The 18,141-nt window shown below is 39.0% G+C and carries 18 protein-coding genes; 5 read left to right on the top strand and 13 right to left on the bottom strand.

The window, feature by feature from the left end:
• The 6 genes from dapB to rpmH all read right to left on the bottom strand — a co-directional run bounded on the left by dapB (position 1) and on the right by rpmH (position 5,992).
• The gene (gene dapB, locus FJG96_RS08255) at positions 1 to 813 is read right to left on the bottom strand and encodes a 4-hydroxy-tetrahydrodipicolinate reductase (protein WP_139413527.1); all 813 of its coding nucleotides are present in this window, start codon (positions 811 to 813) and stop codon (positions 1 to 3) included.
• Between the two features lie 1,206 nt (positions 814 to 2,019).
• The gene (locus tag FJG96_RS08250) at positions 2,020 to 2,712 is read right to left on the bottom strand and encodes a glutathione S-transferase family protein (protein WP_139413526.1); all 693 of its coding nucleotides are present in this window, start codon (positions 2,710 to 2,712) and stop codon (positions 2,020 to 2,022) included.
• A 140-nt stretch (positions 2,713 to 2,852) separates the two neighbouring features.
• Entirely contained in the window at positions 2,853 to 3,497 is a 645-nt protein-coding gene (gene yihA, locus FJG96_RS08245; protein ID WP_139413525.1) for a ribosome biogenesis GTP-binding protein YihA/YsxC, read from the bottom strand.
• Positions 3,494 to 5,356 carry a membrane protein insertase YidC gene (yidC, locus tag FJG96_RS08240; protein WP_139413524.1) on the bottom strand — a complete coding sequence of 621 codons (1,863 nt, stop codon included), beginning with the start codon at positions 5,354 to 5,356 and terminating at the stop codon, positions 3,494 to 3,496. Before yidC ends, yihA begins: the two co-directional genes overlap by 4 nt.
• On the bottom strand, positions 5,346 to 5,738 hold the full coding sequence (rnpA, locus tag FJG96_RS08235; protein ID WP_139413523.1) for a ribonuclease P protein component: 393 nt from the start codon (positions 5,736 to 5,738) through the stop codon (positions 5,346 to 5,348). The genes yidC and rnpA overlap by 11 nt, the downstream gene beginning before the upstream one ends.
• Positions 5,739 to 5,857: 119 nt before the next feature.
• Positions 5,858 to 5,992 (bottom strand): 50S ribosomal protein L34, encoded by a 135-nt coding sequence (rpmH, locus tag FJG96_RS08230; protein WP_139413522.1) that lies wholly within the window; start codon positions 5,990 to 5,992, stop codon positions 5,858 to 5,860.
• A 592-nt stretch (positions 5,993 to 6,584) separates the two neighbouring features.
• Between rpmH and FJG96_RS08225 the strand changes: the two genes are divergently transcribed.
• Positions 6,585 to 7,646: an Mrp/NBP35 family ATP-binding protein gene (locus FJG96_RS08225; RefSeq protein WP_139413521.1), complete on the top strand. Its 1,062-nt coding sequence runs from the start codon at positions 6,585 to 6,587 to the stop codon at positions 7,644 to 7,646.
• Between the two features lie 858 nt (positions 7,647 to 8,504).
• Here FJG96_RS08225 and FJG96_RS08220 read toward each other — a convergent pair.
• From FJG96_RS08220 to FJG96_RS08200, 5 genes are all read right to left on the bottom strand, one after another.
• Complete coding sequence (locus FJG96_RS08220) at positions 8,505 to 9,296, bottom strand: pyrroline-5-carboxylate reductase (protein ID WP_139413520.1); 792 nt, start codon at positions 9,294 to 9,296, stop codon at positions 8,505 to 8,507.
• 55 nt (positions 9,297 to 9,351) lie between these two features.
• Positions 9,352 to 9,597, bottom strand: coding sequence for a hypothetical protein (locus tag FJG96_RS08215; protein WP_005773112.1), 246 nt, complete (start codon positions 9,595 to 9,597; stop codon positions 9,352 to 9,354).
• A gap of 103 nt (positions 9,598 to 9,700) precedes the next feature.
• On the bottom strand, positions 9,701 to 10,069 hold the full coding sequence (locus FJG96_RS08210) for a YraN family protein (protein ID WP_180338264.1): 369 nt from the start codon (positions 10,067 to 10,069) through the stop codon (positions 9,701 to 9,703).
• Between the two features lie 4 nt (positions 10,070 to 10,073).
• A complete protein-coding gene (gene rsmI, locus FJG96_RS08205; RefSeq protein ID WP_139413518.1) occupies positions 10,074 to 10,964 on the bottom strand; it encodes a 16S rRNA (cytidine(1402)-2'-O)-methyltransferase in 891 nt (296 codons plus the stop codon).
• A 294-nt stretch (positions 10,965 to 11,258) separates the two neighbouring features.
• Positions 11,259 to 12,920 carry an electron transfer flavoprotein-ubiquinone oxidoreductase gene (locus FJG96_RS08200; RefSeq protein ID WP_139413517.1) on the bottom strand — a complete coding sequence of 554 codons (1,662 nt, stop codon included), beginning with the start codon at positions 12,918 to 12,920 and terminating at the stop codon, positions 11,259 to 11,261.
• Between FJG96_RS08200 and FJG96_RS08860 the strand changes: the two genes are divergently transcribed.
• On the top strand, positions 12,919 to 13,089 hold the full coding sequence (locus tag FJG96_RS08860) for a hypothetical protein (RefSeq protein WP_180338253.1): 171 nt from the start codon (positions 12,919 to 12,921) through the stop codon (positions 13,087 to 13,089). The genes FJG96_RS08200 and FJG96_RS08860 overlap by 2 nt on opposite strands.
• A gap of 1 nt (position 13,090) precedes the next feature.
• Here the strand turns inward: FJG96_RS08860 and FJG96_RS08195 are convergent, their stop codons facing one another.
• Positions 13,091 to 14,011, bottom strand: a complete 921-nt coding sequence (locus FJG96_RS08195; protein WP_139413516.1) for an electron transfer flavoprotein subunit alpha/FixB family protein — start codon at positions 14,009 to 14,011, stop codon at positions 13,091 to 13,093.
• Positions 14,012 to 14,058: 47 nt separating this feature from the next.
• Positions 14,059 to 14,805, bottom strand: a complete 747-nt coding sequence (locus FJG96_RS08190) for an electron transfer flavoprotein subunit beta/FixA family protein (RefSeq protein ID WP_139413515.1) — start codon at positions 14,803 to 14,805, stop codon at positions 14,059 to 14,061.
• 533 nt (positions 14,806 to 15,338) lie between these two features.
• On the opposite strand from FJG96_RS08190, the gene FJG96_RS08185 reads away from it, so the two are divergent.
• The 3 genes from FJG96_RS08185 to FJG96_RS08175 all read left to right on the top strand — a co-directional run bounded on the left by FJG96_RS08185 (position 15,339) and on the right by FJG96_RS08175 (position 18,141).
• On the top strand, positions 15,339 to 16,223 hold the full coding sequence (locus FJG96_RS08185) for a hypothetical protein (RefSeq protein ID WP_139413514.1): 885 nt from the start codon (positions 15,339 to 15,341) through the stop codon (positions 16,221 to 16,223).
• Positions 16,224 to 16,402: 179 nt separating this feature from the next.
• Complete coding sequence (locus FJG96_RS08180) at positions 16,403 to 17,329, top strand: sulfite exporter TauE/SafE family protein (RefSeq protein ID WP_139413646.1); 927 nt, start codon at positions 16,403 to 16,405, stop codon at positions 17,327 to 17,329.
• 2 nt (positions 17,330 to 17,331) lie between these two features.
• The gene (locus FJG96_RS08175; protein ID WP_139413513.1) at positions 17,332 to 18,141 is read left to right on the top strand and encodes a TIGR02186 family protein; all 810 of its coding nucleotides are present in this window, start codon (positions 17,332 to 17,334) and stop codon (positions 18,139 to 18,141) included.

The following is an 18,141-nucleotide window of genomic DNA, read 5'->3' as shown; positions in this document are numbered from 1 at the left end:
TTAAAATTCATCGTTTAATCCCAAGACATCAAGCATTGAATAAAGACCATTTCCATGGGTTTTTGCCCATAAAGCTGCTTTTAATGCACCATTAGCAAAGATGGAGCGTTCTTGCGCTGTATGGGAGAGAACAATGCGCTCATGGGAACCGGCAAAAATGACATTGTGTTCGCCAACAACTGTTCCGCCCCGTGAACAAGAAAAGCCAATGGAGCCTTTTTCGCGTTTCCCTGTATGGCCATTGCGTTCGTTGACACGGACATCTTGCAGCATGACATTTCGACCTTCAGCTGCTGCTTGTCCAAGAAGAAGGGCTGTTCCAGAAGGGGCATCAACTTTATTCGCGTGATGCATTTCATAAATTTCGATATCAAAATCATTGGCTTCTAATGCTTTGGCTGCTTTCTTTACAAGGTTGGCTAAAAGATTTATTCCAAGGCTCATATTTCCAGATTTGACGATTGTTGTATGTTTTGCAAACTCTGCAATTTTTTTTTCTTCTGTTTGGCTAAATCCTGTGGTGCCAATAATATGGACAAGTTTTCTTTGAGCAGCATAGTGAGCATAAAGAATACTCGCTTGGGGTTGTGAAAAATCTACAATCCCTTCTGTGTTTGAAAAAGCCTTTTCGAGATCATCTGTGATGCACACCCCAAGAGAATCTGAACCGATTAAGGTACTGGCATCTTTTCCTACAAAAGGTGAGCCTTTGCGTACAAGAACAGTACAAAGCTCTACATCCTTCCTCTGCCGGATTGCTGTAATGAGTTCACGTCCCATTCTTCCATTTGCACCAACAACTGTAAGGCGCATTTTTATCTCCTTATGATGCTTTACTGCCTCGTAGTATAGGCAAATTCTTGCCTTCTTTCCAACCGTTCTTTTTCTTTATAGGGAAAAATTTTTTCTTGCTTTAATTTATCCTTTTGTACTGTAAAATTCTATCGTTTAAGCTAAGTGGATAAGATGTACAAATTTATAGAGAGGTGTTTTTTGTTCAAGTGTGTGATGGAGGGGGTGAGATTTTCTTGTAAAGCCTAATAGGGATTGTTCATTGCTTGACGTTTTTATTTCTCTCGTTCTTTAATGGGGCACAGCCCTCGTGTAAAATAAAATACTTCAAAATAAAATACACTTCACTTATGCGCTCGTCTTAAAGAAATAGGGTCTCAATGCTCTTAAAGCTCGTTTTGTGATGGCGTGCGTGAAGGGGATAACGAGAAATCTCCATGAATAATATAAAATCTATTCTGTACGGCTACCTTTCATAAAAGCGCAAATTGGCACCCTCATACGCTTTGCTCACTCTTGAACCTTGGAATGTTTCATAGGCATTTTTATTCTTTTCTTATACAATTTTTTGCATCCCAATCCCCCCTTATGATGCATAAGAAAAAGATTTTAATTGGTTCAAGTGAGAAATATCGTGCCTGAAAACTATTTAAAATTCATGATTCAATTTTAAAATTTATCATTTAAAATCGATATTTATCTATGAATAAAGCACATAAAAGGAAGAAGAAACAGGAAGATGTCTGAGAAGTTGCATTATTGACACATGGGCGTTGATCGGATTCTGTATCTTTTAGGGCAGTCAATTGAAAAAATCGTTATTTTTTAAAAATGCATGATGGTGCTTTTTTTATTAAAAGCAAATAGTGTGCATGTTATACACTGCGTTTTTTCATAGATTGGGAAGAATGGAGGGTAACATGTATTAAGTATTGTTATCTTATTTTTTAGCTTCCAATGGCGTTACAGCTCTCGTCTTTAAAGAGAGACTCTAAAATCCTTTGTTAAATATTTTTATCTCTATAATTGGTCTTTTTGTAAAAATGATTTTTGGGGAGCAGGATAAGAGGGCTTGAAATAAGAGATTATGAGGGGTTCTTATTTTCTGTTCAATAGGATTATGAATTAATCTATTCTTGTATTATTTATATGCAGGCATAAAAATTTATAAACGGAGAAGCTTCCTTTAGGTAAAATATCACTTTTACTTGTGTTGGTGAGAGAAAATTAGAAATCAAGATCAGCATAGTGAGCACTTGCAACAATGCCACGGACACGATCTGTTAAAAGAGAACGAAAAGAAGGTCGTGATTTTATCCGCATATACCAGTCTTTGGCAGCAGGGGATTGTTCCCAGTCAATTTCCCCTAAAAAGTCAAGGACGGAAACAGCAGCGGCGGCTGCTAGGTCAGCATAGGATAAGGTAGAACCCACTAAACTATCGCGAGAGGCACAGAGCCAATTGAGATAGTTCATATGGGGTGGGATATTGGCGCGTGCATTGCGTAAAATTTGTGAATTTGGAGCCCCACCGCCAATGGAAAGGGGCATTTCACGTTTATGAATCCGTTCTCGTACAATATGACGTGTTGCTTCATTTTCAAATTTATTTAAAAACCAGTCATTAAGGCGGCGTACTTCCGCACGATCTAAAGGATTTTCCGGAAAGAGTTTATTTTCTTGTCGTAAACTTCCATGCGTTTCATCTAAATATTCACAGATAACAAAGGGACCTGATAATGGAACTTCGTGTTCATCGAGAAAAACAGGAACATGACCAGCGGGATTGAGAGCGAGAAATTCATGTCTTCTTGCCCATTCATATTCTTCAATCAGTTGTGTGGCTACACCATATTCCCCAAGAATGAGGCGTATGAAGCGCGAAGCGGTGGATAGGGGAGAGTGAAAAAGTGTCAGCATAATTTACACGATTAAATAGAGTTGATAAGAATTCTTTCAAGTCATTCTTTTTTATAAAGGTGCTTGATGAGAAGTACAAGATCATTAGCAGCTGCTGGCAATTATGCTTAATAAATTGTTAATAATATGAATGTCTTTTCTTATGCAATGGTTTGCAAAATGGCAGTACGTAATTCTTCCAAACCGTATGCTTTTTCTGAAGAGGTTGCAAGGATCTCAGGATACGCTGCTGGACGTTTGAGAAGTTTTGTTTGTGTGGTCATCATTAATTTTTCCAAAGCATTTGACTTGATTTTATCGCTTTTTGTCAAAACAATTTGGTAAGAAACGGCTGCTTTATCAAGGAGTGCAAGAACATCTTCATCATTATTTTTGATTCCGTGTCGTGAATCAATCAAGATATACACACGCTTTAGTGTTGTGCGGCCTCGTAAATAGCTAAAAATCAAATTTGTCCAAGCATCAACCAGATTTTTAGGCGCAGCAGCAAAACCATAACCTGGCATATCTACCAATGCGAATGGGGGAAGGTCTCCCTGTTGTCCACTGAAGCCATCGGGGACAAAATAATTAAGCTCTTGAGTGCGTCCTGGTGTATTTGAGGTTCGTGCTAAGCCTTTTTGCTGGACAAGTGCGTTGATTAAAGAGGATTTTCCAACATTAGAACGTCCCGCAAATGCGATTTCTGGTGGTCCTTCAGGGGGAAGAAAGCGTATTGCGGGAACACCACGAATAAAAACCCAATTGCGCGAAAAAATTCCAGAAAGGGAAGAATCTCTTGTCATTCTTGCACTTCTTTTTGGGGGTGCACTTCTTTTTTGGGTGATTTTCTCCACATGGCTTTCAAATTGTCAAAAAGCTCAATTTTAACTCCTTGGCGCTTCATCATGATACCTTGCTGAATGATTGACAATATATTGTTCCATGCCCAATAAATGACAAGACCAACAGGAAAAGAGGCGAGCATAAAAGTAAAGACAACAGGCATCCATGTGAAAATCATCGCTTGGGTTTGATCTTGAGGAGCGGGATTCATACGCATTTGTAAAAACATTGTTATTCCCATAATCAAAGGCCATGCACCAATCATAAGAAATGCTGGGGTTGCGTATGGCAAGAGACCAAACAAATTGAAAAGAGACGTTGGATCAGGGGCTGCTAAATCTTGAATCCAGCCAAAGAAAGGGGCATGGCGCATTTCAATGGTGATATAGAGAACTTTATAAAGAGCAAAGAATATTGGAAATTGAACCAACATTGGCCAACAACCGGCAAGGGGATTAATTTTTTCGGTTTTATACAGTTCTATGATTGCTTGCTGTTGTTTAGTCCGGTCATCAGGATATTTTTCTTTTATTTCTAGCAACCGCGGTTGTATAAGCTTCATGCGCGCCATAGATTTATAAGATTTATTGGCGAGAGGGAAAAGAAGTGTTTTCAAGAGCACTGTAACCAGAAGGATGGCAATACCAAAATTTCCTGTTTGCTTATAAAGAATGTCAATGAGGGCAAACATGGGTTTTGTGATGAAATCAAACCAGCCCCAATCAATTAAGAGAGCAAATTTGTTGATTTTTAGGTCATTTTGATAGTGATTAATGATTTCAACTTGTTTTGCACCAGCAAAAAGACGATTTGTAACGGTTTTTGTTTCATTGGGGGCAATCGTTAAAGGCGATCCTAGCAAGTCAGATTGATAATGCGTTTGCAAACGATCAAAATAAATAAAACGGCTTGTATATTCTTTATCTTGCGGGGGAATAACCGCTACAGCCCAATATTTATCGGTAATACCAATCCAGCCTCCTGTTACTTTGGAAAAAGTCATGCTCTTTTGTCCATTATCAGGATTTGGATCAAGCTCTGCTAAGGTTTTATATTTTTCAGTTTTGAGCGAATCTCCAGCAATACCGATCATCCCCTCATGAAGCAAATAGGTTGCATTGGTATGTTCTGGTGGTGCTGCACGTGCAACGCGGGCATAGGAGGAGAGATAGATCGGTTGATCACTTTCATTGCTGATAGAATCCTCAATGGTAAACATGTAATGATCATCAACAGAAAGGGTACGGCGGAAGATTTGCCCCTGTCCGTTATTATAGATTAAAGTGATGGGTGTTGAAGGGGTCAGGGTTGTATTGTTTCCCTCTATTTGCCACTGTGTATCGGATTGTGGCAAGGCTTTTGCTGGCAAGGATGCACTTGCAAAACCAAATTCGGCCAAGTAGGTCGTTTTGAACCCTTTAGGATTCAGCAAATCGATTTCTGGTGATTTCTTATCGACGGTTACACGATATCTCTTGAGGTAAAGATCATCAAATTGTGCACCAACAAGATTAATAGAGCCTTCCAATTCATCTGTTTTGATCGCAACACGCTCTGTTTTGGCCAATACAGCTTTTCGGATTTCAGGAGTCATTGGCTGTTCGATGATTGATGTTGCTTGATGCGTCAAGGGATCGTCAGAAGAATTCGTCGTGGTCGTAGAAAGGGCTGACTGCTGTTTTGACAATTGCTGTTGTTGTGCGATGACCTGTTGTTTTTGTAACTTTGCTTGTTTGGGAGCAACATGAAGAAATTGCCATGCGACGAGCACTACGAAAGATAAGCCAATAGCGATAAAGAAATTGCGGTTATATTCCATTCGTATTCCCTTGTTGTCGTTGCTGATGTTTTATTTTTGGTTTTATTCGCCGATTCAATTCACTAATTAAAGATGTGAAAGGCGCATGTAATGCGTCACGATACGCTACAATGACATAGTCAGTCCCTGCTTCCATGTGGTTTGTTACACCAACTCTTACAGCTTCACGCAAGCGCCTTTTGATACGATTCCGTTTCACAGCATTCCCGTTTTTGCGGGTAACAGTGAAGCCTACACGCGCAGCAAGAGAAGATTTTTTTTCTGCTGTTTGTTCACGAGATTTAACTTCGAGTAAAAATAAAGGACCACGTCGTTTCTCTCCTGTACGGACAGACAAAAAGTCTGCTCTTTTACGAATGCGGCAGGGATGTTTTTTCTTCATAAAAGAACATTTCGCAATTTCACTAAATGCTTGGCTGACCAAGCATTAGAGGTTCATAACAAAAGTTTCACAACGAAGAAATAATGAGAAGTCCTCAACGGTTGTGAAAATTTAAGTGGTTAAGCAGAGAGCCGCTTACGTCCACGAGCACGTCTTGCAGCAATAACTTTACGTCCTCCAGCTGTAGCCATGCGTGCACGAAATCCATGGCGGCGTTTACGGACAAGTTTAGAGGATTGGTACGTACGTTTCATTTATTTAAATACCGCGGAGTGCGGCCCTTCTTAATCTTCGTTTTATGAGCAGTTCTGCGCGAGATGAATAATTTTATCCTACCAGACAGCTGTTAATCCATAAGAAAAAATATAAAAAAAGTCAATCTCAGATTGTTTTTCTTTCGCTTGAAAAAATATAAAGCAGCTTATAACTGTTTGTGACATTTTTTTATGATACTTCGAAAGTGTCAGAAAATAGCAATTGAGTCTACAGAAAATGAATGGCAAGAACGTTAAAGACTTTAAAGAGAGCATGACAGATTATTGTATGCTCAATTTAAAAAATGCTTTGATATTAAGAGTTTTTCTCAAGTTTTGTGTTTTATAAAGTCCTTATCAAAATATTCATTAAAGTGTTAGCGCACAAACGGGATTGATCGTCTTTTAATAGCAAATTTTGTGCTTGAGTTTTTTTTATTTAAGGATGTTTTTGTGTTTCTAAAGAGATAAAATATAAGTCATTTATACTTTGTAACTCTTAAACTAAAATAGAAAATGTTAGGTGATGAACCTGTCAGTATTTTTCGTTCTTATACTTGTATTTGTTGGTATTTTATAGAGAGGAAAGAGCGTGGATCCTATCACAAGTGAGGCTGTCCGCAACGTGTTACGTAAAGTCACAGGACCAGGTCTTGAAAGCGATATTGTATCGTTGGGGCTTCTTTCAGAAATATTCATTGCTGATGGCAAGGTTTTCTTTTCCATTACAGTTCCTGATGGACGTGTGCAAGAATGGGAATCATTGCGTCGTTCTGCTGAGGAACTGGTGTGCGCTTTGGAGGGGGTCCAATCTGTTGTTGTTACGCTTACAGCAGAAAAAACAACAAAGGGAGTACCTCGACGCAGAGCAAATCTCTTGCCTGTGAAAATGCCCATAGAAGGGGTACGTCATGTCATGGCTGTTGCTTCTGGAAAAGGAGGGGTGGGAAAATCGACGATGGCGATCAATATCGCCTTGGCTTTACAAGATTCAGGTTTCAAAACAGGGGTGATGGATGCAGATATCTATGGTCCATCTTTGCCACGTTTGACAGGACTTGTTAACCAAAAACCACAGCTCATGGGAGGAAAAAAAATTCAACCTCTTGAAAAATTCGGTCTTAAATTGATGTCGATGGGATTTTTGGTTGAGGAAGAAAAGCCGGTGGTCTGGCGTGGTCCTATGGTTATGGCTGCTGTAACGCAATTGTTACGAGATGTTTTATGGGGGCCTTTGGACGTTTTAGTCGTCGATATGCCACCAGGTACAGGGGATGCACAACTAACACTTGCACAACAGGTACAATTAACGGGGGCGTTGGTTGTTTCTACACCTCAGGATCTTGCTTTAGTTGATGCACGTAAAGCAATAGAAATGTTTATGAAAGTTAATGTTCCTATTTTAGGATTGATTGAGAATATGAGTTATTTTATCGCTCCTGATACAGGAAAACGCTACGATATTTTTGGCCATGGTGGTGCGCGGGGAGAAGCAGAACGTCGAGAGGTTCCTTTCTTAGCAGAAATACCGCTTGATGCAGCTTTACGATTTTCTTCAGATGAGGGAATCCCTATTTTTGTTGCTCAGCCTGATGGCGAGCATGCTCAACTGTATCGTACAATTGTTGATCAAATAAAAAATAAACTCTTTTGAATGTGTGTTTGTTTAGGAGAGTTTGTTAAAACATAACGATGAAAGATATAAGAATAGTTGTTCCTTTATAAGGGAAATATGAATTCTAATGCGGAGAAAATGAGTTTCTATCATCATCTTTTTATTTGATTTTTCTATGTTCAAAAGCATTGAAAGAAAGATCTTTAAAAAAAGTAAAGATAACGCATTCTTTTACATTTTCATTTTTCTTGGTTTTTATTAGGCTATGCTTTTTACGTAACAACAAAATTCTCAAGAATATATTTGTATTTCTTATGCAAGCGTTTGTTTTAAAGAGAATATTCCTTAATGCTTTTCATCCATTTCACGAGAGGGGTTGTGAAGGATATAATGTGAAAACTCTTGTGAAGTGTATCGATTTCATACCATTTTTACTTCAATAAAAGAGATAAGCTATACCCATCATTGTGCTCTTTGCGTTCTCAAAGTTTTCCTCTCTTTTTGCATAAAGTTAGCAAGCCTATTTACGTCTTCTTAAACAACTTTATCTCAATGTTGTTTCCTTTTTCGGTAGATAAACAACCCTTTTTTATTTTACGATAAGAGAAAACAAAATGGGAAAAGATTTTGTCAGTCTTTTCATTCAAATGTTAAAGGATGAATGATCCTTCTATAAGCAATTTAGTGCTATAAAAATATCTTGAGTATTAACCAAAAGATTTATTGCTATTCATGTCAATTAAAAGAATGGGGCAATTAAAGGAATAGGCACTTAAAAAGCCAATTTGTTCTGCTCTTGAAAGAGCTATAGCAGACAATTTTATCAATTCATGTTCACAATAAGCTAAATCGATCGATTCATAATTCTCTCTTCATTGAGATGAGAAAAAATATTGGTCAAGCCTTTTTAGAAGCGTTCATTTTTTGTAAAGTTGCCTCAAGAGCCGTTGTTAAAGCTCTTCTTCCCCCTTGATGAGAAAAATAATTTGATAAAAATTCATTTGTTCCCCCCTTTGTTGAAAATTCTTTTTCAAGCAGTGCAAAATTAAGAGTGGTAGAACGATCCGTTGCTATAATTTTACGCATTTCATCTGTAAGATTTCCAAACATCATGGTAAGGAACTCTGCTGATTGCTGTTTTTTTAACCCTTGTGTTATAAACCATTGATGGGCTGTTTCTATAAAATTAAAGTATACGCCCATAAGAGAACCCGCTGTCATAAAAAGATTAAACTGCTCTTCTTCCTCTAGCACCAAGGTGCCCCCCAATGCATCAAATAAACTGCGTAAAAAGGGATGATCTGGATAAATGGGTGTCAAATTTTTGCACTCTGCGACAAAAGGTAACGGAACAGCACGATAAACTTTATGGTTGATCCACGCTTCCACTTGTGCTGCTGTTGCCATAGCGAGAACGGAAATAACCAACTGTTCTGGACGAAAACGAAGAGAGCGCAAAACGCTTTCTGCATTTTGGTTGGGCAAACAAAGAAAAATACACTCACTCACATCGAGCAACGCTTGGTTATTTTCAGCGATCATAACCTTATCATAAGTGCGTGAAAGACGCTCTGCTATTTCAGCATTGCGCGGTGAAACAATAATGGAAGAAACATTAAAGGCGCTTGTCATGAGGCCATCGATTATGCAAGCGCTGATTGTACCTGTTCCCAAAAAGCCTAGTTTCATTTTTATTTCTCAGTTTTATCTTTTAAAAGGAATCTCAATCAATATTTCAGGTGTTTTAACTAACATAAATGCTAATTGAAGAAGCAACACAGAGCATTGCAAGAATAATTAACCCCAAATAAATTTTGGGCTTGTCAAACAGAACGGCAAAAGCAGAAAACCAACCAACAATAGCTGCGGCTAATGCAAATAAAAAACCTGGTTTATTCATCAGTACAATATGCATTGCCATTAAACCACCAATAATCAGCGCTCCAAAAACAATGAGCAAACCTGTTGCAAACTTTTCATAATCATCCATATTCCGCTCCTTCTAGCGCTCAAATTGTTACACACTTTTTAACGCATATATCCATAAAGACGAAATGTTTTTTATGGAGTATGGTTAAAACGTGGGGCGCCTCTTATTGATCAGAGGTAAAAAATGCGGGGATATGCTGTGGCAAACGCCAAGGTAAAATTGCAATCAAATCAAAGCGTACAGACAAAAGCGCATAATCTTTTTGTCGTGCGAGCCAAATATCGGCTGCTGCTTCAATTCGCCTTTCATTCATTCGGGAAATCGCCTCCATTGCTTCTACCAACGTTGAACGTGCTTTAACTTCAACAATTAACACAAGGTTTCCACGTCGTGCAATTAAATCAATTTCCCCACACTTTGTTTTAAAACGCATTTCGGCTATGTGAAATCCTTTAAAACGCAACCACCAAGCGGCCAATTTTTCTGCACGAACCCCTCGATAAAAAGACTTTTGTCTCTGTTTTTTTTGTATCGTCTTACGCATTTTTTAAAAAAATCAATCGCTGAAAAAGTTCTTGCTTTTTAAACCCAGTCTTTCTTGCAACCAAAGCTGCGGCTTGAGCCGCGGAATGTGTTTGTGCGTGTTCTAATAACATTTCATCAATTTCTTGATCACTTATTACATTTAAGCAAGAAGATGATGACTCTCCAACAAGCACAACAATTTCCCCACGAATCTGTGTCTGTTTTTTATAACTCTCCAACAAACTTCCCAAATTAGAAACGTCTACGGTTTCAAATTTTTTGGTTAATTCACGACAAATGGCGGCAGGTCTATCCGCCGAAAAAAGAGCGACCATATCCTGTAAAGTTTCAACAAGTCGATGTGGTGCTTCATAAAAAATCAAAGTCGCTGGAATCTCTTTTAATTGTTCCAATCGTTTTTGACGCTGTGCTTTGCGGGAACTCAAAAAACCTGCAAAGAAAAAGCTATCGGTCGGAAGCCCTGTCGGTATCAGAGCAGCTAAAAGAGCGGAGGCTCCAGGGATCGGAATAACTTTATGACCTCCCTTACGGGCTTCTTCAACTAATCGAAATCCAGGGTCAGAGATAAGCGGTGTTCCCGCATCTGAAACAAGCGCTACCGTTTTGTTTTCCGCTAAAGCCGCTAAGAGCTTCGGGCCTGCTTTTTGCGCATTATATTCGTGATAGAGAAAAGCTTTTTTTTGAATACCGTATCGTTCCAACAAAATACGTGTTACCCGTGTATCCTCACACGCTAGAATATCAACACCTGCCAGCACTTGCAAAGCACGAAGCGTAATATCTGCAAGATTTCCAATAGGCGTTGCTACAAGATAAAGCCCTGGCTCTATGATGGGGGCCGAATAAGCATGCGTACCTATAAAATATGCTTTTTCACACATGCTCTTTTCTCTTCATCAAATTTTCCTTACCACAATAAGATTTTTATCCGTACTCATAAGTTATTTTTTCTCACTTTTTACCAGCAGATTTTTATCATTACAACGGCTTATTTGCTCGAAACTCCTTGCTGAAATCGTTGATCACTTCACAAGAGAATAACTTTTTGTATCGTGAAAGAGCTTAATGCATGAAGGTGATTGATAGACTTCTGATTTGAAGGAAAATATTTTGATTCATTGCGTTTTGTCTATTTCAATTTTAGGAGAACAAACAATGATGATATTGGGGGGAGGTTACATATTGGGGTAGAAGGGACCCTCGCTGCCTTGTGGACAGGTCCAAGTGATGTTTTGATTTGGATCTTTGAGGTCGCACGTTTTACAATGTATGCAATTTGAAGCGTTGATCCTATACGTTAGATGATCATGAGACTCTAGCCATTCGTAAACAGCGGCGGGGCAATAGCGTGTAGAAGGTCCTCCATAGATTGCATATTCGGAGTCCTTTTGTTTTTCTAAAGAGGCTATTTTTAAATGACAAGGCTGATTTTCTTCATGGTGCGTATTGGAAAGGGCAACACTTGTAAGGCGGTCAAAAGTTATAATACCATCGGGCTTTGGGTAAGCAATGGGGTGAAATTTTTCTGCTGGTTCAAGACAGGCATAATCTTCCTTACCATGGGAGAGTGTTTTAAATAAGGAAAATCCGAACAGTTGTTGCCACCACATATCAAAACCGGCAAGTTTAATTCCATATTTTGTCCCATATTTTGCCCATAGCGGTTTGGCATTTCGCACTTTATAAAGATCTTTACCGATGGGCCCTTTTCGCCATTGTTCTTCGATTTCTTTAACTTCATCGTGGGCACGACCTTGTGCGAGAGCGGTAGCAATTTTATCGGCGGCTAATATGCCCGATAAGATGGCATTGTGTGATCCTTTGATACGGGGAACATTGACAAAGCCAGCCGAGCAGCCAATAAGCACTCCACCAGGAAAGGTGAGTTTTGGTACAGATTGCCATCCTCCTTCACTGATCACACGCGCTCCATAGGAAAGGCGTTTTGCCCCTTTGAAGATTTCATAGAATTTTGGATGGGTTTTAAAACGTTGAAATTCTTCAAAGGGAGAAAGATAAGGATTTTTGTAATCTAAGTGCACAACAAAACCGATAGAAATGATATTGTTTTCTTGGTGATAAAGAAAACCACCCCCACCGGTATGATTGTCTAAGGGCCAACCGGTGAAATGTTGCACTAAACCGCGTTGGTGTTTTTCGGGATCAATTTCCCAGAGCTCTTTGAGACCGAGACCAAATTTCTGGGGTTCACGATTCTTGCTAAGGTTAAAATGCTGTATCAGTTGTTTTGCAATAGAGCCGCGTGCGCCTTCCGCAATTAGTGTATATTTTGCCAATAATGCCATACCAGGCATATAATTTTTTCCAAGCGTTCCATCTTTGTTAAGTCCCATATCATTGGTGAGAACACCAATGATGGCTCCGTTCTCATTCTGGATGGTTTCTGTTGCAGCAAAACCTGAATAAATTTCTACACCCAGTGCTTCGGCTTTTTTGCTGAGCCAGCGGCAAACATTCCCAAGTGAAACGATATAACACTCGTCATTGGATAAGATTTTGGGGTACAAGATATTGGGCAATCGTGTCGCTTTTTGAGGCTTTAGAAAAAAAAACTGATCACGGGTGACAGGGGTTGTGAAGGGATGGTCGTGATCACTTCTCCATTCCGGCAAGAGTGTATCAATACCGATGGGGTCAACAACGGCGCCAGAAAGAATATGGGCTCCAACTTCAGACCCTTTTTCAACAATTGTGACAGAAAGCTCAGGATTAATTTGTTTCAGACGAATGGCAGCAGAAAGCCCTGCAGGACCTGCTCCGACAATGACGATGTCAAACTCCATACTTTCACGCTGGTCATGCAGAGGTGCTTTCATGGCTTATAAAGCTTTCTCCAATTCTGGAACAATTTGGCGTGGATTGCCCACAAGAGGTAAAACAACGATTTGCATGGCGAAAAGTTCTATTAGTGCCGATTTTCTGTTTGAACAATCATTTTGTGAAATTTCATCTCTTTCTGTTGAAGATGCTGAGAAGTATTCATAGCTTATAAAGCTTTCTCCAATTCTGGAATAATTTGGTGGAGATCACCGACAAGGGCGTAATCGGCAATTTGCATGATGGGCGCTTCTTCATCTTTATTAATGGCAACAATAATTTGTGCATCCATTATACCGGCTAAATGCTGGATTGCACCGGAAATGCCAACAGCGATATAGAGTTTTGGGGCAACGACTTTTCCTGTTTGTCCAATTTGCCAATCATTGGGAGCATAGCCTGCGTCAACGGCTGCGCGGCTGGCACCTAAAGCAGCATTTAATTTGTTTGCAAGGGGAAGAAGAAGGTCCATAAATTGTTCTTGTGAACCAAGACCACGCCCGCCTGAGATAATAACACGTGCTGAGGTAAGATCAGGACGATCACTTTTGTTGGTTTCTGCTTTTACAAAAGAAGAAAGATTGGGATTAGGTGCTGGTGTTATTGTTTTAATGGGGGCAGCATTATTTTGAGAAGGCGTTGGTGGGAAAGAGGCTGTGCGAACGGTGATAATCTTTTTGTGATCATTGCTGCGGACAGTTTCAATTGCATTGCCTGCATAAATGGGACGTTTGAAGGTATCGGGTGAAAGAACAGCGGTAATATCTGAAATTTGCATAAGATCAAGAAGAGCAGCTACGCGGGGCATCACATTTTTTCCAGTACTACTGGATGGCGCCATGATCACATCATAATCATTGGCTAATGCGATAATCGTATCGGCCATAGGCTCGGCAAGTTGATGAGCTAAATAGTCAGCCTCAGCAATAAGAATTTGCCGCACACCATTAAGTTTAGCACTCCTTTCCGCTATCGTTTGAATGTTTTCTCCGCAAACCAAAATATCGACATCGCTTTTGAGAGCGTGCGCTGCAGTGAGAACTTTTGCGGTTTCTTCTGGATTATGATCGGCTAATAAAAGAATTGCCATAAATTTTTACCCTTTTATGTTGAGTATTGCTTTTACTCTAGAGAATATTAAATGCAGCTTTTTTGTTTGAGTGCACTGACAAGCTCTGCGACATTCGCCACTTTAATCCCAGACTGACGGGGTTTGGGCTCTTCAACACTTAAAATTGCCAAGCGCGCTTTCGTATCGATGCCAAGATCAGCAAGAGTTTTTTGTTCAATGTTTTTCTTTTTTGCTTTCATGATATTGGGGAGAGAGGTGTAACGCGGTTCGTTGAGCCGTAGATCGGCAGTCATAACCATGGGAAGAGGAAGACAAAGGGTTTGTGTTCCATTATCAACCTCACGTGTAACGGTAGCATATCCATTTTCTATGTTAAGATGTGAGGCAAAAGTTGCCTGTCCCCAACCAAGAAGAGCGGCGAGCATTTGTCCAGTTTGGTTGTTATCGTCATCAATTGCTTGTTTTCCTAAAAAGACCATGTCGGGTTTTTCTTCATGAACAATGGCTTTGAGAACCTTAGCGATGCTTAAGGGTTCAAGTGTTTGATCTGTTGTGACAAGAAGGGCGCGATCAGCCCCCATGGCAAGTCCTGTTCGTAAAGTTTCTTGGGCTGTTTCTGGTCCAATTGAAACAAGAACAACTTCTGAAATTTTACCAGATTCTTTTTGGCGAATTGCCTCTTCCACGGCGATTTCGTCAAAGGGATTCATAGACATTTTTACATGAGATAGATCAACACCTGTATTATCGGGCTTGACGCGTATCTTGATATTATAATCAACAACACGTTTGACAGCGACAATTATCTTCATGATGATCCTCTTTGTTTGTCTGGTCACAAGTTTATAGCAATCTTCATAAGAAACCAAATTGTTTAGAATGAAATCTCATTGATAACTTGTGTTTTCTTTCATATAAGCTTTTTTATGTTTACTTGTACTTTCTTGTCGTCATTTTCAATCGTCATCTCTTTTGCCTTTTTATAATTGCCTTATTTGCTTGAATAAAAAGTAAAAAAATAATCAGTCTTGTAAGAATATTCTTTTTTCGTTTTATAGACTCTGTTTATGATGAGGAATAGAGATTTTATGCAATGAAAAATAAGTGAAAAAAATAAAAATGGGGAATGGTTTTACGCTTCAAATTTTGAGGGTAGAAAAATTAAAGATCTTTCTTTCAAATAGTTGGAGTGAATATTAAGCAAATATTGTAGATAAAGATTGGGGAAAAAATATTTCTAACAAAAAAATTGGGAGTTCTTAAAGCTCTATTTACTAAAATAGCGCATACTTTCTCATCATTTCTTGTGATTCTTTTCAAAAAGGTTAATGAGGGGTAAGCATTTGTGAATACGAAGGGTCATACGATCGACCAAGCAGCCAATCAGGTTCGGAGTGATCAATTCTCTTCTTTTATTGAACAGAAGGGGAGAATGGATACGAGAGTGGATACGCCTGTGGAAGTAACAATGTCGGATATTGCTCAAAAATTACGCACTGTTTATGCACAAATGCAAATGAAACACTCACCTCGTCCTTTGGAACAGCAGGGGGCTGTCGAGGAACATTTTAAATCTTACTTAGATGATATTAGTCGGGCCATTTTGGCTGAATATTATATTCGTCGCCAAAGGGAAAAAAGACTTTTTGAGTCTTTAGAGCAGATTAAAACACTTATTCAAAGTTTGCAGAGTGAAAAAAAAAGCTTAGAAGAAGCAGCAATAACACGACAGGTGTCTCGTTCAAAATCATCTGATTCCGTTGTGCAGAAACTTGCTCATATGGAATGTGAGGGAAATCAAGAACGCTTATTCCTTCAAAAGGTGCAAAATTTTTCAAGACAAAACAGTATAACACCATGCCAAACAAATGTTGAAAATGCCTTGCCGCAAGAAAATGAAAGCTCTCTATCCAGTGATGCACTTTTGCCAAGCGAGGCCCTTTTGCCAAGGGATGCTCTGAAGTCTTCTTTTAAAAAGACTGAAGGAGCAGCGGAGCACACTGTGATAGAAGAAAAAAGTATGGGGGTTCCAGCATCTAACCATTGCTCAGTATCTCATCATTGCATGGAGAATGATTTTTCTCCTCCCTTAAAGGCGCGGTCTCGCAGACATGTCTCTTTTTTATCTGTTTTTATAAAAAAAAGTGTCCTTTGTTTTTTAACCGTTGCATTTATGGGGGCGATAACGTTATGTTTTTATAGCTTTTTAAAAGGAACTCGTTTTTTTTAATTTTTACGCTGTTGATGTTAATAGATGTGAAATATATTGCGCATTCGTAAATTGTGCAAAAGTTATAGGAATTCAAATTATCCTTTATAAACACGCAACAGAGATTATTGGAAAAGGGAGAGTTGGAGAAAGACTCTCCAATTGCTAAAAAGCCTCAAATTATCTTAAAGGTTCTGCCAGTGAGTATTTATTTACCAATTGCTGAAATGTCACTCAATATGCTGATCTTAATTGGTATGGGAGTCGTTGCTGGTTTTTTTTCAGGTCTTTTTGGCATTGGGGGTGGTTTTCTCATCACGCCTTTATTGATTTTTTATAATATTCCTCCTGCTATTGCTGTTGGAACAGGCGCTAATCAGATGATTGCATCATCTGTAACGGGGGCAATTACACATTTTAGACGACGGACTCTTGATATCAAACTTGGTATTATTTTGGCGATTGGAGGAGGGCTTGGTTCGTTAATTGGAATTCAGATTTTTTCTGTTTTGAAAAAATTAGGTCAATTAGACCTCATGATTTCGCTTCTTTATGTGATTCTTCTTGGAAGTATAGGAAGCTTGATGATTGTTGAAAGTTGGTATGATATGATGCGCAAGCGTAGGTTAGGGAAAGCCAATGTTCGTCTTGCAGGTCGACATCGACATAACTGGATTCACCGTTTACCGTTAAAAATGCGTTTTCGAACATCTATGATCTATGTCAGCATTATTCCAGTGTTAGGGATTGGTCTCATTGTGGGGTTGTTGTCTTCTATTATGGGAATTGGTGGGGGATTCTTTATGATCCCTGCATTGATTTATCTTTTGCGTGTTCCAACCAGTGTTGTGATAGGGACTTCACTTTTTCAGATTACATTTGTGTCTTCTTTCACGACAATTTTGCAAAGTATGACTCATCAGTCCGTTGATATTGTTTTGGCTTTTTTGTTAATGCTTGGAGGAAGTATTGGTGCACAATATGGAACACGGGCTGGACGGAAGTTAAAGGCTGAACAATTGCGTATGGCTCTTGCATGTTTGGTGTTGATTGTGTGTATGCGTCTTGCTTTTCAATTATTTGTACGCCCTGATAATCTTTTCTCTCTGGATATTCTTATGAGATAAAAATGGGTAGATTATTTTCTTTATGCTTCATTGCAGGTTGCTTTTGTTTTGTTTCTTTTTCTACATGGTCACATGTTGGGACGACAGAAACATTCATTGATCAAGTTGATCACGAAACTGTGCAAATTATCGTCACAACGAATACGATTACGGTGGATACAAATTTTGCTGGTCGTGATCTTTATATTGCTGGTGTTTTGGAAAATATTGATCCATTATATTCTCAACAGAACCGTTATGATGTTGTTGTAAGCTTGGAAGGACAAACTCGGCCAATGGTCATGCGGGAAAAAAAACGCAATGCCGGTGTATGGGTTAATACGGATTCCCTTATTTTTAAAAATGTTCCTCTTTTTTACTCTATGGTTACAACGCGTGAAATTGATGAGATTACTAGCATCGAAGATTATAAACGTTTGGGGTTAGGGGTATCCTATTTGCCATTACAGACAGATGAAAAGGATCAGAAAAAAGTACAAATCTTTCGTGATGAACTTACAAAACTGCAAAAAGCTAAAAATCTTTATTATGAAGAAGTCGGCGGTGTTCGTTTTGGTTCTGATAAACTTTTCACAGCACATTTTCGTTTACCTGCCAATATTCCTGTTGGGCATTATAAGGCTCGTGCTTATCTTTTTCGTGATGGGCAGTTTATTGATAGTGCAACAACGACTCTTGAAATTGTTAAAGCGCATATTGCTTATACAATTTTCTATGCAGCACACAAGTATCGTTTCCTCTATGGTATTGTTGCGGTGATTATCGCTGTGAGCACAGGATTTTTATGTCGTTTGATTTTTCGGAAAGACTAA

This window comes from Bartonella mastomydis (genome assembly GCF_900185775.1).
Taxonomy (GTDB): Bacteria; Pseudomonadota; Alphaproteobacteria; order Rhizobiales; family Rhizobiaceae; genus Bartonella; species Bartonella elizabethae.
Note: the sequence above shows the minus strand (reverse complement) of the source record. Positions and strands in the feature narration are given on the sequence as shown.

Coding starts and splice junctions, on each gene's coding strand:
- dapB (WP_139413527.1), bottom strand. CDS start 813: ATGCGCCTTACAGTTGTTGGTGCAAATGGAAGAATGGGACGTGAACTC.
- FJG96_RS08250 (WP_139413526.1), bottom strand. CDS start 2,712: ATGCTGACACTTTTTCACTCTCCCCTATCCACCGCTTCGCGCTTCATA.
- yihA (WP_139413525.1), bottom strand. CDS start 3,497: ATGACAAGAGATTCTTCCCTTTCTGGAATTTTTTCGCGCAATTGGGTT.
- yidC (WP_139413524.1), bottom strand. CDS start 5,356: ATGGAATATAACCGCAATTTCTTTATCGCTATTGGCTTATCTTTCGTA.
- rnpA (WP_139413523.1), bottom strand. CDS start 5,738: ATGAAGAAAAAACATCCCTGCCGCATTCGTAAAAGAGCAGACTTTTTG.
- rpmH (WP_139413522.1), bottom strand. CDS start 5,992: ATGAAACGTACGTACCAATCCTCTAAACTTGTCCGTAAACGCCGCCAT.
- FJG96_RS08220 (WP_139413520.1), bottom strand. CDS start 9,296: ATGAAACTAGGCTTTTTGGGAACAGGTACAATCAGCGCTTGCATAATC.
- FJG96_RS08215 (WP_005773112.1), bottom strand. CDS start 9,597: ATGGATGATTATGAAAAGTTTGCAACAGGTTTGCTCATTGTTTTTGGA.
- rsmI (WP_139413518.1), bottom strand. CDS start 10,964: ATGTGTGAAAAAGCATATTTTATAGGTACGCATGCTTATTCGGCCCCC.
- FJG96_RS08860 (WP_180338253.1), top strand. CDS start 12,919: ATGGCTTATAAAGCTTTCTCCAATTCTGGAACAATTTGGCGTGGATTG.
- FJG96_RS08200 (WP_139413517.1), bottom strand. CDS start 12,920: ATGAAAGCACCTCTGCATGACCAGCGTGAAAGTATGGAGTTTGACATC.
- FJG96_RS08195 (WP_139413516.1), bottom strand. CDS start 14,011: ATGGCAATTCTTTTATTAGCCGATCATAATCCAGAAGAAACCGCAAAA.
- FJG96_RS08190 (WP_139413515.1), bottom strand. CDS start 14,805: ATGAAGATAATTGTCGCTGTCAAACGTGTTGTTGATTATAATATCAAG.
- FJG96_RS08175 (WP_139413513.1), top strand. CDS start 17,332: ATGGGTAGATTATTTTCTTTATGCTTCATTGCAGGTTGCTTTTGTTTT.